Origin of the sequence: Streptomyces sp. NPDC127177, from assembly GCF_042672475.1 — a bacterium.
In the GTDB taxonomy this organism is placed as follows: domain Bacteria; phylum Actinomycetota; class Actinomycetes; order Streptomycetales; family Streptomycetaceae; genus Streptomyces.
In genome coordinates this window covers 44373-59561 of record NZ_JBHXUW010000051.1, presented here as the reverse complement: position 1 = coordinate 59561, position 15189 = coordinate 44373, and the positions used below count along the sequence as shown (strand labels likewise).

Annotated in this window: 11 protein-coding genes; 4 read left to right on the top strand and 7 right to left on the bottom strand. The window is 70.3% G+C overall.

Annotated features, from left to right (window positions below; translation table 11 throughout):
* Positions 1–97: 97 nt before the first annotated feature.
* From ACFVJX_RS27335 to ACFVJX_RS27325, 3 genes are all read left to right on the top strand, one after another.
* Entirely contained in the window at positions 98–1372 is a 1275-nt protein-coding gene (locus ACFVJX_RS27335) for an HRDC domain-containing protein (RefSeq protein WP_384126795.1), read from the top strand.
* 243 nt (positions 1373–1615) lie between these two features.
* Positions 1616–2842 (top strand): thiolase family protein, encoded by a 1227-nt coding sequence (locus ACFVJX_RS27330; protein ID WP_384126794.1) that lies wholly within the window; start codon positions 1616–1618, stop codon positions 2840–2842.
* Complete coding sequence (locus ACFVJX_RS27325; protein WP_384126793.1) at positions 2839–4968, top strand: 3-hydroxyacyl-CoA dehydrogenase NAD-binding domain-containing protein; 2130 nt, start codon at positions 2839–2841, stop codon at positions 4966–4968. The genes ACFVJX_RS27330 and ACFVJX_RS27325 overlap by 4 nt, the downstream gene beginning before the upstream one ends.
* Before the next feature lie 73 nt (positions 4969–5041).
* Here the strand turns inward: ACFVJX_RS27325 and ACFVJX_RS27320 are convergent, their stop codons facing one another.
* Positions 5042–6124 carry a hypothetical protein gene (locus ACFVJX_RS27320; RefSeq protein ID WP_384126792.1) on the bottom strand — a complete coding sequence of 361 codons (1083 nt, stop codon included), beginning with the start codon at positions 6122–6124 and terminating at the stop codon, positions 5042–5044.
* A gap of 300 nt (positions 6125–6424) precedes the next feature.
* Between ACFVJX_RS27320 and ACFVJX_RS27315 the strand changes: the two genes are divergently transcribed.
* Positions 6425–7525 (top strand): LCP family protein, encoded by a 1101-nt coding sequence (locus ACFVJX_RS27315; protein ID WP_384126791.1) that lies wholly within the window; start codon positions 6425–6427, stop codon positions 7523–7525.
* Positions 7526–7587: 62 nt separating this feature from the next.
* On the opposite strand, the gene ACFVJX_RS27310 is transcribed toward ACFVJX_RS27315, so the two are convergent.
* The 6 genes from ACFVJX_RS27310 to ACFVJX_RS27285 form a co-directional block, all read right to left on the bottom strand.
* Positions 7588–9096, bottom strand: coding sequence for an amino acid permease (locus ACFVJX_RS27310; protein ID WP_384126789.1), 1509 nt, complete (start codon positions 9094–9096; stop codon positions 7588–7590).
* Between the two features lie 152 nt (positions 9097–9248).
* The gene (gene dxs, locus ACFVJX_RS27305) at positions 9249–11228 is read right to left on the bottom strand and encodes a 1-deoxy-D-xylulose-5-phosphate synthase (RefSeq protein ID WP_384126787.1); all 1980 of its coding nucleotides are present in this window, start codon (positions 11226–11228) and stop codon (positions 9249–9251) included.
* A 193-nt stretch (positions 11229–11421) separates the two neighbouring features.
* Complete coding sequence (locus ACFVJX_RS27300) at positions 11422–12375, bottom strand: HAAS signaling domain-containing protein (protein WP_384126786.1); 954 nt, start codon at positions 12373–12375, stop codon at positions 11422–11424.
* Positions 12372–12710, bottom strand: coding sequence for a PadR family transcriptional regulator (locus ACFVJX_RS27295; protein WP_384126785.1), 339 nt, complete (start codon positions 12708–12710; stop codon positions 12372–12374). The genes ACFVJX_RS27300 and ACFVJX_RS27295 overlap by 4 nt, the downstream gene beginning before the upstream one ends.
* Before the next feature lie 154 nt (positions 12711–12864).
* Positions 12865–14199, bottom strand: a complete 1335-nt coding sequence (locus tag ACFVJX_RS27290) for a sugar ABC transporter permease (RefSeq protein WP_384126783.1) — start codon at positions 14197–14199, stop codon at positions 12865–12867.
* A complete protein-coding gene (locus ACFVJX_RS27285) occupies positions 14196–14990 on the bottom strand; it encodes an ATP-binding cassette domain-containing protein (RefSeq protein WP_384126782.1) in 795 nt (264 codons plus the stop codon). Before ACFVJX_RS27285 ends, ACFVJX_RS27290 begins: the two co-directional genes overlap by 4 nt.
* Positions 14991–15189: the final 199 nt, after the last annotated feature.

Genomic DNA, 15189 nt, shown 5'->3' with positions numbered 1-15189 from the left:
GTGCACCGATGCGCCTCCGGCTGGAATACGTGCATGGCCGCCCGTCGACGGAACGTTCCGTCGATGGGCTCCGTGCATACACAGATACCCTTGACGTGTGACCGACGCCCAAGAGACCGCAGCAGACACTTCACTGCGAACCACCGGGGGCGCCCCCCCGGACGACGTCGCCCCGGCGCCGATCCCCTTGCTCGAACCTCGCGAGGGCATCCCACCGGTGGTGGCCTCCGACGACGCCCTCGCCGGGGTGATCGCGGCCTTCGCCGCGGGCTCCGGCCCGGTGGCCGTCGATGCCGAGCGCGCCTCCGGCTACCGCTACGGACAGCGTGCCTATCTGGTCCAGCTGCGCCGCGAGGGCGCGGGCAGCGCCCTCATCGACCCGGTCGGCTGCCCCGATCTGTCCGGGCTCGGCGAGGCGCTGCACGGATCCGAGTGGATCCTGCACGCGGCCACCCAGGATCTGCCCTGTCTGCGCGAGATAGGGATGACGCCCACCGGGCTCTTCGACACCGAGCTGGCCGGACGGCTGGCGGGCTTCCCGCGGGTCGGCCTCGGCGCGATGGTGGAGAACGTGCTCGGTTACTCGCTGGAGAAGGGGCACTCCGCCGTCGACTGGTCCACCCGCCCGCTCCCCGACCCCTGGCTGCGCTACGCGGCGCTCGACGTCGAGCTGCTGATCGACCTGCGCAACGCGCTGGAGGACGAGCTCGACCGGCAGGGCAAGCTGGAGTGGGCGCAGGAGGAGTTCGCCGCCATCGCCGCGGCCCCGCCCGCTCCCCCGCGCCAGGACCCGTGGCGCCGTACCTCCGGAATGCACAAGGTCCGCCGCCGCCGTCAGATGGCGGTGGTGCGGGAGCTGTGGAACACCCGCGACCAGGTCGCCCGGCGGCGCGACATCTCGCCCGGCAAGGTCCTCGGCGACGCCGCGATCGTCGAGGCCGCACTGGCGCTCCCGGCCAACGTCCAGGCGCTGACCGCACTGCCCGGCTTCGGTCATCGCATGGGCCGTCGCCACCTGGAGCAGTGGCAGGCCGCCGTCGACCGGGCGAAGGAGCTGCCCGACGCGGAGCTTCCGCAGCCCGGTCAGTCGCTGACGGGCCCGCCGCCGCCGCGCGCCTGGGCGGACAAGGACCCCGCGGCCGCCGCACGCCTCTCGGCCGCCCGCAGCGCGGTGTCCGAGCTCGCGGAGCGGCTGCACATGCCCCAGGAGAACCTGATCACCCCCGACACCGTGCGCCGGGTCTGCTGGGAACCGCCGAAGAACCCGACACCGGACGCGGTGGAGAGCGCCCTCGCCGGGTACGGGGCGCGGCACTGGCAGATCGAGCAGGTGGCCCCTCTGCTGGTCCACGCGCTGACTCCGGAGGCCTGAGCAGGCATCGGCCAGGGGCGTATTCACGCCAGGTTGTGCGGCCCCGGGGGGAGGCCGCACCGAGTTCCATGGCCCGGACGGGCCGGTTTCGAGGCCGTCCGGGCCATTTCGCGTATGTGACCTTCGCCGCTCCGGCCACAAGGGGTGGGCAGTCTGGTTACCCGCAAGTAGCATGAGGAGCGGCGGCGCGCTTTCGGGCGTGCCCCGCAGCAGTGCCATCCCGCACCCTGGAGGAGAGCCACCGTGCCTCGTACCATCCGGGACGTCGTCTTCGTCGACGGCGTCCGCACCCCGTTCGGCAAAGCGGGCCCGAAGGGCATCTACCACGAGACCCGCGCCGACGATCTCGTCGTGAAGGCCATCCGGGAGCTGCTGCGCCGCAACCCGGACCTGGACCCCGCGACGATCGACGAGGTCGCCATCGCCGCGACCACCCAGATCGGCGACCAGGGCCTCACGCTCGGCCGCACCGCCGGAATCCTGGCCGGTCTGCCGCAGTCCGTCCCCGGTTACTCCATCGACCGCATGTGTGCGGGCGCCCTGACCGCCGTCACCTCGACGGCCGGCTCCATCGCCTTCGGCGCGTACGACGTCGTCGTCGCCGGTGGCGTCGAGCACATGGGCCGCCACCCGATGGGCGAGGGCGTGGACCCGAACCCGCGCTTCGTGTCGGAGAAGCTGGTCGACGAGTCCGCCCTGTTCATGGGCATGACCGCGGAGAACCTGCACGACCGCTACCCCACGATCACCAAGCAGCGCACCGACGAGTACGCGGTGCGCTCGCAGGAGAAGGCCGCCAAGGCCTACGCCAACGGCAAGATCCAGCAGGACCTGGTGCCGGTCTCCGTGCGCCGCACCAACGCCGAGGCGGGCGAGACGGGCTGGGGCCTGGTCACCGCCGACGAGCCGATGCGTCCGGGCACCACCATGGAGTCCCTCGCCGGTCTGAAGACCCCGTTCCGCCCCCACGGCCGCGTGACGGCCGGTAATGCCGCCGGTCTCAACGACGGCGCCACCGCCTCGCTGCTCGCCGCCGAGGACGTCGCCCGCGAGCTGGGCCTCCCGGTCAGGATGCGCCTCGTCTCCTACGCCTTCGCGGGCGTAGAGCCCGAGGTCATGGGCTACGGCCCGATCCCGGCGACGGAGAAGGCCCTCGCCAAGGCGGGCCTGTCCATCTCGGACATCGGTCTCTTCGAGATCAACGAGGCGTTCGCCGTGCAGGTGCTCGCCTTCCTGGAGCACTACGGCATCGCCGACGACGACGCCCGCGTCAACCAGTACGGCGGCGCGATCGCCTACGGCCACCCGCTGGCCTCCTCCGGCGTCCGGCTGATGACTCAGCTGGCCCGCCAGTTCGAGGAGCAGCCGGAGGTCCGCTACGGCCTGACCACCATGTGCGTCGGCTTCGGCATGGGCGCCACGGTCGTCTGGGAGAACCCGCACTTCGACGCAGACGGAGGCAACAAGTGAGCTCCACCACTGAGCTTCTGAAGGGTGCGGCCGAGCTGTTCCCCGGCGAGGTCGTCACCCAGGCGCACGTACGCCACCTCGACCTCCCGGGAGGTGCGGGCAACTTCGCCCTCATCACCCTGGACAACGGCCTGGACCACACCAAGCCGACCACCTTCGGACCGCAGTCGCTGGCGAACCTGAACGCCGCGATCGACCAGGTCGAGAAGGAGGCCGCCGAGGGCACGATCACCGGCATCGGCATCACCGGCAAGCCGTTCATCTTCGCGGTCGGCGCCGACCTCAAGGGCGTCGAGCTGCTGAAGGACCACAAGGACGCGCTCGCCATCGGCAAGGGCGGCCACGACGTCTTCCGCCGCCTCTCCGGGCTCGCGGTGCCGACGTTCGCGTACTACAACGGCGCGGCCATGGGCGGCGGTGTCGAGGTCGGTCTGCACTGCTCGTACCGCACCGTCTCCAAGGCGCTGCCCGCGTTCTCGCTGCCCGAGGTCTTCCTCGGTCTGGTCCCCGGCTGGGGCGGCTGCGCGCTGCTCCCCAACCTGATCGGCGCCGACCGCGCGGTCACGGTGATCATCGAGAACTCGCTCAACCAGAACCGTCAGCTCAAGGGCAAGCAGGTCTTCGAGCTCGGGATCGCCGACGCGCTCTTCGAGGGCGCCGACTTCCTGGAGCAGTCGCTGATCTGGACCGGGAACGTGCTGAACGGCACGGTCGCGGTGGAGCGCCCCGAGGTCGACCGGGGTGACGCCTGGGACCAGGCCGTCGCCCGCGGCAAGGCCGTCGCCGACTCCAAGGTGCACGGCGCGGCCCCGGCCGCGTACCGCGCGCTGGAGATCATCGCCGCGGCCAAGGACGGCGACCTGTCCGCCGGCTTCGACGCCGAGGACCAGGCCCTCGCGGACCTGATCATGGGCGGCGAACTGCGCTCCGGGATCTACTCGTTCAACCTGGTCCAGAAGCGCGCCAAGCGCCCGGCCGGTGCCCCGGACAAGAACCTCGCCCGTCCGGTCACCAAGGTCGGCGTGGTGGGCGCAGGCCTGATGGCCTCGCAGCTGGCCCTGCTGTTCCTGCGCCGCCTGGAGGTCCCGGTCGTACTGACCGACATCGACCAGGAGCGCGTGGACAAGGGTGTGGGCTATGTCCACGCCGAGATCGAGAAGCTGCTCGGCAAGGGCCGCATCAACCAGGACAAGGCCAACCGCCTCAAGGCCCTGGTCTCCGGTGTGCTGGACAAGGCGGAGGGCTTCTCCGACGCCGACTTCATCATCGAGGCCGTCTTCGAGGAGATCGGCGTCAAGCAGCAGGTGTTCGCGGAGGTCGAGGCGGTCGCCCCGGCGCACGCGGTCCTCGCCACCAACACCTCGTCCCTCTCGGTCACCGAGATGGCGTCGAAGCTGAAGAACCCCGAGCGGGTCGTCGGCTTCCACTTCTTCAACCCGGTCGCGATCCTCCCGCTCCTGGAGATCGTCCGCGGCGAGCAGACCGACGACGCCTCGCTGGCGACGGCCTTCGGTGTGGCCCGCAAGCTGAAGAAGACCGCGGTCCTGGTGAAGGACGCCCCGGCGTTCGTCGTCAACCGCATCCTCACCCGCTTCATGGGCGAGATCCAGAACGTCATCGACGAGGGCACCCCGGTCGAGGTCGCGGAGAAGGCCATCGAGCCGCTCGGCCTGCCGATGTCCCCGCTGGTGCTCCTGGAGCTGGTCGGCCCGGCGATCGGCCTGCACGTCTCCGAGACCCTGAACCGCGCCTTCCCGGAGCGCTTCACCGTCTCCGAGAACCTGGCCGCCGTGGTCAAGGCCGGCAAGCGCGGCTTCTACGTCTACGATTCCGGCAAGCCGGAGCTGGACCCCGAGGTCGCCGCGCTCCTGAAGCAGGGCGACTCCGTCCTGTCCGAGGAGCAGGTCCGCGACCGCGTCCTGGACGCGGTGGCGCAGGAGATCGGTCTGATGCTGGACGAGGGCGTCGTCGCCGAGGCCCAGGACATCGACCTCTGCCTGATCACCGGCGCGGGCTGGCCCTTCCACCTGGGCGGGATCACCCCGTACCTGGACCGCGAAGGCGTCTCCGAGCGGGTCAACGGGAAGAAGTTCCTGGCGCAGGGCGTGGCGAGCGTTCCCGCGTAACGTCCGTCGCCGAACGCACGAGGGCCGCACCGGAGGTTTCCGGTGCGGCCCTCGTGCGCGTGTGCCCGACGGCTCAGAGCTCGCGCCACTGGTCGAGGCTCAGCCCGGGTCCGTCCGTCTGGCGGGCCACACGCGGGGTCCCGTCCTCGCCGACGACCGCCATCACCACCCGGCCCAGGGCGTCGTGCGTCAGGGCCGGAGTGTTCGCGCAGGGCACGCCGGTGTCCGACCACCACATGCCGTTGGCCTCGTTCTCCGTCATGGCGACTCCGACGGCCGCCGCGCCGTTCGCCCCCCGGTGAGCGAGCACCGTGCAGTCGAGGCCGTCCAGTTCCGTGCGGATCACTGCGTGTGCGCCCGTGCCGGGCACACCGCCGAGGGGTACGGGCGGGTCACCGGCGCGGTAGGCGACGACGCCGCTCTCGGAGTCGGTCCAGTAGTAGGTGGCACGGCCGGCCGATGTTTCGAGCACGGCGAGGGAGCCCGGTCTCACCACGACCGGTGAGCGCCGGACCTCGCCCCATCCACCGCTGGGCTTCTCCTGCTCCCAGTGCAGCGTCTCCTTGTTGGTCGCCGCGAAGATCTCGATGGAGCCGGTGCTGAGCGCCACCACGGCGGGGACCTCCTTGATGCGCGTGCAGCGAAGGTCCTCCCAGCCGCGCCATTTGCCGTCCTTGCGCTCGCGGCGCACCATCATCCCGCCGCGCCCGTTGCGGACGGCGATGTTCACCTCGCCCGCCCCGTTCACCACGACGACCGGCGCGCCGAACCGGGCGCCCACGTCGGCCTCCTTGTGCGGGTTCCCCAGTGAGTTCCACGCCGAGACGGGGCGCCCCGTCTGGTACTGGATGGCGTGCACGATGTCGACGGTGACGCCTTCCCCGTCGGCGGCGGGCCGTTCGCGCCGGCCCGCGAAGTGGACGTACGCCTCGGCGTTCTGTGTCACGGACAGATGCGTCAGCATCGGCAGCGGCACCACATCGGGGGCATCCCATTCCGGACCGCCGGGGCGCTTCTCCGTCCAGCGGCGCAGGCCCTCCTCTCCGGGGACGTACGCGGTGATCCGCCCGTCCTTGCCACGGGTGAGCCAGATGCCGCGTAGTGCCTGGGCGCCGGGGGCAACCTTCGAGGTCGCACGGGCATCCTGTCCGAGCATGAGTCTGCGATTACCTTTCAAGAACTGACGTCCAACAAATCGCGCAGCATTTCGAATCCGTTACATCCTAAGCCCCGGCAAGAGCGTGTAATCCGGGGCTCACCAGCGTACGATTTGCCGCCGAACAGCCCCGCCGCGAGCCTCCACCGTTACGTCCACGCCACAGCCCCCGTACGTACACGTGCTCGACTGCCTATAGTTCTCAGCCCCGGAACACGCGGACCGGCTCAGCCCCCCACCCGAGTCCCACCCCCAACACCGACGCCCTGACCAGGCCTTAGTTGTGAGGACTCTCTCAGGATGAGCCAAGACGCCATCACACCTGACCACCGGAGTTCCCCGGGCAACCCCCGCCGTGGGCGCAAGCGCGTGCGGACGAGGGGCCAGCGAATACGGCGGGCCGTCCTGCTGTCGGTCCTGGTACTCGTGATTGCCGCGGGCGGAACAGCCTACTGGCTCTACAGCCGGCTCGACGGGAACATCAAGGGCGTCGACATCAACAAGGCGCTCGAGAACGACAAACGGCCCGAGAAGCTCCCCACCAGCGGCCAGAACCTGCTGGTTATCGGCTCGGACTCACGCGCCGGCGCGGAGAACAAGGCGCTGGGCGGCGGGGGCGGAGTCAGCGGGGCACGCTCCGATACCGCGATGGTGGTGCACATCCCCGAGGGCCGCGACGAGGCCGTCGCCGTGTCCATACCGCGCGACACCCTGGTGACCAGGCCCGAGTGCACAAAGGCCGACGGTTCGACCGTGCCGGCCGCGGACCGCGTGATGTTCAACTCCGTCTATTCCCAGGTCGGTCCGGCCTGCGTGGTCAAGACCGTGGAGAAGATGAGCGAAATCCGCGTCGACCACTACCTGGAGATCAACTTCGCCGGTTTCAAGGACCTCGTCGATGCCATCGGCGGCGTCACCGTCGACGTCCCCCAGGACATCCACGACAAGTCATCCGGTCTCGATCTCACCGCCGGTGAGCACCGGCTCGACGGCACCGAGTCCCTCTCCTACGTCCGCACCAGGCACGGCATCGGCGACGGCAGCGACCTCGGCCGCATCGGACTCCAGCAGCAGTTCCTCCTCGCCCTGCTCAGCGAGGTCAAGTCGCAGGACCTGCTGGGCAGTCCGGCCAACGCCTACAGGATCGCGAACTCCGCCACCAAGTCCCTCACCACCGACGAGGGGCTCGCCTCCCTCAAGTCCCTGACCCGGTTCGCCCGTTCGATGAACGGAGTGGACCCGGGCTCGATGGAGACCATCATGCTTCCGGTGGCGTACGACAAGGCGGACCCCAACCGGGTGGTCGCCGCCCAGCCACAGGCCAGGACGCTCTGGAAGGCGCTCCGCGAGGACGCCGCCATCCCGGAGTCGGCCAAGAGGTCTCCGGCGACCGGCGGCTGACGGGGCGGCAGGCGGGCCGGCTGCCGCGGGCGCGGCCCCCGGCCCGTGGCGGCCCCGGTGGCTCAGTCCCCCGTGGTGATGTTCACCCGGCTGCGCTTGCGTCCGTAGGCGAAGTAGATGACCACGCCGATGACCATCCAGATACCGAACCGCAGCCACGTCTCCGCCGGCAGGTTGAGCATCAGCCAGACCGACGCGGCGACCGAGAGGATCGGGATCAGCGGGACCCATGGGGTGCGGAAGGCACGGTGCAGTCCGGGGCGGGTGCGGCGCAGGACGATGACGCCCAGCGCGACGACCACGAAGGCGAAGAGCGTACCGATGTTCACCAGCGTCGCGAGCTCGTCGATGCTGGTGAAACCGGCGACGATCGCGATGATCACGCCGAGCAGGATGGTCGGACGGTACGGGGTGCGGAACCGCGGGTGGGTCTTCGAGAAGAACCGCGGCAGCAGCCCGTCACGGCTCATCGCGAAGAACACCCGGGTCTGGCCGAGCAGCAGGATCATGCAGACCACGGTGAGGCCGACGGCGGCGCCGAAGCTGATGACCCCGGCGTAGAAGGGGTGCCCGACGGCCTTGAAGGCGTCGGCGAGCGGGGCGCTCACCGAGAGCTCGGTGTAGTGCTCCATTCCGGTGACGACGATCGATACGGCGACGTAGAGCGTCGTGCAGATGAGGAGCGAGGCCATGATGCCGCGCGGCATGTCGCGCTGCGGCATCTTGGTCTCCTCGGCGGCGGTGGCGACCACGTCGAAGCCGATGAAGGCGAAGAAGACGACGGAGGCCGCGGTGAAGACGCCCATCACGCCGAAGTTGGTGGGGGCGTAGCCGAAGATCAGCTGGACCAGCGGAGCGTCGAGCCCGGAGCCGGAGGGCTGCGGCTGGGCCGCGGGGATGAACGGCGAGTAGTTCGCGGTGTCGATGAAGAAGAGGCCCGCGATGATCACGATCAGCACCACGGCCACCTTGATGGCCACCACCACCGTGGTGACCCGGGCGGACAGCTTCATGCCCAGCACCAGGATGACCGTAAGGATCAGGACCAGGACGAAGGCGAGGACGTCGAAGCCGAATCCTTTCGTCGCGTCGGTTCCGGACAGCGCGTTCGGCAGTGACCAGCCGATGTTGTCCAGCAGCGAGCGGACGTAGCCGGACCAGCCGACCGCCACCACCGCCGTGCCCAGCGCGAATTCCAGCACCAGGTCCCAGCCGATGATCCAGGCGACCAGTTCACCGAGCGAGGCGTACGAGAAGGTGTACGCGGAGCCGGCCACCGGGACGGTGGAGGCGAATTCCGCGTAGCAGAGCGCGGCCAGGGCGCAGACGACACCCGCGACCACGAAGGCGATGGCCGTGGCCGGGCCCGCGGTCTCCTTGGCCACCTTGCCGGTGAGGACGAAGATTCCGGTGCCGATGATGACACCCACCCCGAACACCGTGAGGTCCAGGGCGGAGAGGGACTTCTTGAGGGCGTGCTCCGGCTCCTCCGTGTCGCGGATGGACTGTTCGATCGTCTTGGTCCTGAACAGCCCGTCCCGGCTGGGGGGCAGGTCCTGCTGCGTGCTCACCGGCGTACCTCCACGCACTCGTCGTGCACGCCATCATTCGGACCTGCCTGCCCACGCCACGCCCCGCAAGGCGGGGTTTCACGCGAATGGGCCGGTCGGACCACCCGTACAGGGTGGGCGACCGGCCCAATCGGGGGTGCGGCTCGGACGGATCAGTCCCGGACGGGCTCCGCCACGGAACGGCTCTCCGCGTCCGTCTCGTAGCGGCCGTCGAGCTTGGCGACCAGGCCGGTGACCTGGCGGGCGATGTCCGGTGCGGTCAGCCCGATCTCGGCCATGACCTCCTTGCGGGAGGCGTGGTCGAGGAAGACCGGCGGGATGCCGAAGTCGCGCAGCGGTACGTCGACGTCGGCGTCGCGCAGCGCCTGGGCGACTGCGGAGCCGACGCCGCCTGCCCGGCTGTTGTCCTCGACGGTGACGACGACACGGTGCTGTGCGGCGAGCGGGGCCATGGCCTCGTCGACGGGCTTGACCCAGCGCGGGTCGACGACCGTGGCCGAGATGCCCTGGGCGTCCAGCAGTTCCGCGATCTCCAGGCACATCGGGGCCAACGCGCCGATGGAGACGAGCAGCACGTCGGGCCGGGACGTGCCGGGCTCGCGGAGCACGTCCATGCCGCCGACCGTGGCGACGGCCTTGACCGAAGGGCCGACCGCGCCCTTGGAGAAGCGGACGACCGTCGGGGCATCGTCGACCTCGACGGCCTCGCGCAGCTGGGCGCGGACCTGGTCGGCGTCGCGCGGGGCGGCGATCCGGAGGGTCGGCACGCACTGCAGGATCGACATGTCCCACATGCCGTTGTGCGAGGCGCCGTCCGTGCCGGTGACCCCGGCCCGGTCCAGGACGAAGGTCACTCCGCACTTGTGCAGGGCGACGTCCATCAGGACCTGGTCGAAGGCGCGGTTCAGGAAGGTCGCGTACACCGCGAAGACGGGGTGCAGCCCGCCGGTGGCCAGGCCCGCCGCGGAGACCGCGCCGTGCTGCTCGGCGATGCCGACGTCGTAGATCCGGTCCGGGAAGGCCTTCTCGAACTTGGTGAGGCCGACCGGCTGGAGCATGGCCGCGGTGATCGCGACGATGTCCTCGCGCTCCCTGCCGAGCTTGACCATCTCCTCGCCGAAGACGGAGGTCCAGTCGAGGCCGGAGGTGGCGACGGGCAGGCCGGTGTCGGGGTGGATCTTGCCGACGGCGTGGAAGCGGTCGGCCTCGTCGAGCAGCGCCGGGGTGTAGCCGCGGCCCTTCTCGGTGAGGCAGTGCACGATGACGGGGCCACCGAAGCGCTTGGCCCGCTGGAGCGCCGACTCCAGCGCCTCCAAGTCGTGGCCGTCGATCGGGCCGACGTACTTCAGCCCGAGGTCCTCGAACATGCCCTGCGGGGCGATGAAGTCCTTGAGGCCCTTCTTGGCCCCGTGCAGGGTCTCGTACAGCGGCCTGCCGACGACGGGGGTGCGCTCCAGGAGGTCCTTGCCGCGGGCCAGGAAGCGCTCGTAGCCGTCGGTGGTGCGCAGCGTGGCGAGGTGGTTGGCCAGGCCGCCGATGGTCGGCGCGTAGGAGCGCTCGTTGTCGTTGACGACGATGACGAGGGGGCGGTCCTTGGCGGCGGCGATGTTGTTGAGCGCCTCCCAGGCCATGCCGCCGGTCAGGGCTCCGTCACCGATGACCGCGACGACGTGGTCGGGGCGGCCCAGCACCTCGTTGGCCTTGGCGAGGCCGTCGGCCCAGCCGAGCACCGTGGAGGCGTGCGAGTTCTCGATGACGTCGTGCTCGGACTCGGCACGCGAGGGGTAGCCGGAGAGGCCGCCCTTGCTCTTGAGCTTCGAGAAGTCCTGACGGCCGGTGAGGAGCTTGTGCACATAGCTCTGATGGCCGGTGTCGAAGAGGACCTTGTCCTTCGGCGAGTCGAAGACCCGGTGCAGGGCGATGGTCAGCTCGACCACGCCCAGGTTGGGTCCGAGGTGTCCGCCGGTCTTGGAGACGGCGTCGACGAGGAAGGTCCGGATCTCTTCGGCGAGCTGCTCCAGCTGCTCGGGGGTGAGCCGGTCCAGGTCACGCGGTCCGCCGATGCGGGTCAGCAGATCCCATCCGTCGCCCACCACCGCCCGTGCATGACGCGCTTCGCGCGGCTGTGTCACCGTGCCTCCTTGCGATTGTGCTGGTCGAGCATGCCGATCCGATGAGTCTAATGTTCCGTTCGCCGCCACGGACATCGGGCGGGCGTGTGCTGTCCCACCGGGTCCGGCCGGTGGCCCCGGATCCACCAGCGCGTTCCCGGATTCGTCCCGGCCGTTTCCGGCCGGGCGGTGTGACCGGATCGACGCCGCGGATTCAGGCCCGCAGCTCGCCCAGCCGCCGCACCACCTCGCGCACCCCCGCCACCAGGACCAGCAGGACCACCACGGTGTAGAAGGCGTCCGGGACCTGCCAGTCACCGTTGACGTCGGACAGGAACGCCGGGTTGAAGAACTCCCGCCGGTACAGGACCCACGCCAGCGGCAGCGTGAACACCACCCGGGCGGCGATGCTCCACAGTGCGAGGGACCGTGTCGGGGTCCGTACCGCCCGGATGACGTCGAGCGCCGCGAGGCCGGCCAGACCGGCGAGCACCGGCCAGACCCAGCCCGACCACAGGTCCGGGTCGAGCACGTCGATGTGTGTGCCGCCGTCGGTCCGGTACGGCTGGGCGGTGTGCTGCCAGACGATCAGGGCGAGCAGCAGCCCGTGCCAGGCGAGCCCGGCGTATCCCTGGGCCTCCCGCTCCTTCCGGTTGCGGGGCTCGGGCAGGTCGTCGGGGGTCCAGGCCCTGCCGGGCGCGGCGAACCGTTTGCCGGACCGCTCGGCCAGGGCGAACACCACGGTGAGCCAGGCGATCATCTGGGCGCCGAGGGAGAGGACCGTCCCGACGGCCCCGCCGATCACCGCCCCGGCGCCCTGCCCGTCCAGGATGTCGAGCGCCGCGCTCATGACGGTGACGACCGGCAGCACGGTGAGGAGCAGGACGGCGAGGAGCCGTACGTACGTCGGGTAGAGCCCTGGCCCTATCAGTGCGAGCGGCCGGTCCGCGTAGTCGGCGGCGAGCCGGACCGGGTCGCCCATCTCGGTGAGCACCTCGCGTTCGGTGGCCTCCGCGTCGGCCGGCCCGCGGGCATCGACGGTGTCGGCGATCGTGACGCGCAACTCGTCGGCCACGTCTCCGCGCCGGCCGGCCGGGATGCGCCGGACGACCTCCGCCACGTAGCGGTCCGTCAGCGCTCCGGTGCCTGGAACATGCCGCTTACTCAACGGTCCCCCCTGGTCAGTCTTGCTATCGAGGCGTCAAGGGCCCGCCACTCGCGCAGCAGCCCGGTGCGGACCCGGGCGCCATCGGGGCTGATCGAATAGAACTTGCGCGGCCGGGACTGGCCGGTGTTCCACTCGCTGACGAGCAGCCCCTGCTTCTCCAGGCGGCGCAGCAGCGGGTAGAGCGTGTTGCCGTCCACGGCGATCCCGGCTTCGCCGAGCGTCTCCAGGAGCGCGTAGCCGTACCGCGGTTCCTCCAGGAGCGTCAGACAGGCCAGGACGACCGTGCCGCGGCGTAGCTCCTGGGCCTGGCTGAGGATCAGTTCATCGGTGCCCACGTCTGGCACGATACTGTGCGCCACACACTAATGTCACGTGACCGGAAGCGGCTGTGGCCCCACCCCGGAACACGCCGGTGCCCGGCACCCCCGTGGGGGCGCCGGGCACTGGCCGGCCTTGCGGTCTCACCGGGCCCCGCCGGGCCCGGTGGGGCTACGCGCGGCCCGCGGTCTTCTGCGTACGGCGGGAGACCGAGTCGATGACGACGGCGGCGAGGAGAACCGCGCCGGTGATCATGTACTGCACGGCGTTGGCCATGCCGATCATGTTCAGGCCCTGCTGGATCGACTGGATGACGATCATGCCGAGGAGCGCGGACCAGACCTTGCCCCGGCCACCGAAGAGGCTGGTGCCACCGATGACGGCGGCCGCGATGACCAGCATCAGGGTGTTGCCGGCTCCGACGCTCTTGGTCGCACCGCCGGAGAGGCTGGCGATGAAGAGACCGCCGAAGGCACCCAGCGTGCCGGAGAGCGAGAAGACGATGATCCGGATCCGGTCCACGCTGATACCGGCGCGGCGCGCGGCCTCCGGGTTGCCGCCGACCGCGAAGACCTGGCGGCCGAAGGTCGTACGGCGGGCCACGAAGTCCGCGATGACCAGGACGGCGAGGAAGAGCACCAGGGCCAGCGGCAGCCCGCGGGCACCATCGGGCTCGTTCAGGACGTACGCGACGACGAAGCACAGGACGGCGACGACGCCGGTGCGCAGCACGATCTCCGCGGTCGGCCGGGCCGGCAGGCTCGCGGCCTTGCGGCGCTTGCTGTCGACCAGGAGCGAGGCGGCGTACGCGAGCACGGCGACCAGGGCGAGGCCGTAGCCGACGCCCTTGTCCTCGAAGAAGTAGTTGGTGAGGTTCTCGACGACACTGCCCGACGGCGTGTTGATCGAGCCCTCGCCGCCCATCATCCAGTCCTGCAGACCGCTCCAGCCGAGGAAGCCGGCCAGGGTGACGACGAAGGCCGGCACCCCGATCTTCGCGAAGAAGAAGCCGTGCAGGGCGCCGAGCGCCGTACCCGAGAGGATCGCGGTGATGATCGCCAGCCACTCGGGCCAGCCGTGGTTCACGTTGACCACGGCCCAGACGGCCGCGCCGACACCGGCGACCGAACCGACCGACAGGTCGATCTCGCCGAGCAGCAGCACGAACACGATGCCGACCGCCATGATGCCGAGGCCGGAGCTGTAGACGGCGATGTTGGCGACGGAGCTGGCGGAGAGGAAGTTGCTGTTCTGGAGCTGGAAGACGATCGCGATGACGATCACGCCGACGAAGACGGGCAGCGAGCCGAGCTCACCGCCGCGCACCTTGCGGGTGAACTCCGACCAGTAGCCCTTGAAGCCCTCCTCGCGCACGAGGAGGCGCGGGTCGACCGCGGGGATGGGCGCCGCCGACTCCTCGGTCGCCTGGGCCGGCACCGTGGCGCTCTGCTCGGCCTTCTCGGTCTTCTCGGCGGAAGACCCGGGGGTCTTGGCGAGGTCGCTCACTTCGCGTCCTCCTTCGTGACTGAGCGTGCCTGACGGCGCGTGACGGCATTGTCCGTGGCGCCGGTGATCGCGGCGATGATCTCTTCGTGGGACGTGGAGGCGACGTCGAAGACGCCGTTGTTGCGGCCCAGTCGGAGCACCGCGACCTTGTCCGCGACGGCGTTCACGTCGGCCATGTTGTGGCTGATGAGGATGACGCCGTGACCGCGCTCGCGCAGCCGCTCCACGAGGTCGAGCACCTGGGCGGTCTGCTCGACGCCGAGGGCGGCGGTCGGCTCGTCCAGGATGACGACCTTGGGGTCACCGATCAGGGCGCGGGCGATGGCGACGACCTGGCGCTGGCCACCGGAGAGCGAGGCGACCGGGATGCGGACGCTCGGGATCCGGATGGACAGGGTGTCCAGGAGTTCCTTGGCGCGCTTCTCCATCCCGATCTCGTCGAGGACGGAGGCGCTGCGCAGCTCGTTGCCGAGGAAGAGGTTGGCGACGACGTCGAGGTTGTCGCAGAGCGCCAGGTCCTGGTAGACGGTGGCGATTCCGAGGTCCTGGGCGTCGTTCGGCCGGTTGATCCGGACCGTCCCGCCCTCCCACTCGATGGCGCCTTCGTCGATCGGGTGGACACCCGAGATGGTCTTGACAAGGGTTGACTTGCCGGCGCCGTTGTCGCCGACCAGGGCAACGACTTCGCCGGGGTGAATCTCCAGGTCCACATCGGTGAGCGCCTGGACGGCGCCGAACCGCTTGGAGATTCCGCGCAACGCCAGCACGGGCGTAGCGGACACGTGAATCATCTCCTTCGCCGCCTGACCGGCGGGGATGGTGCTGCATTGCACAGGGGCGCCGGCTCGGGCCGTCGGACCACCGTCGTCGCCTTGCGGCACAGGGCCTGGGGCGGCGGCAGTCCGACGACCGGAACCGGTGAGAAGAGTCCGGCCCCGCCCCCGCTTTGCGGGGCGTTGACGGGGCGGGTGCCGGACTGGCTGGAGGGCC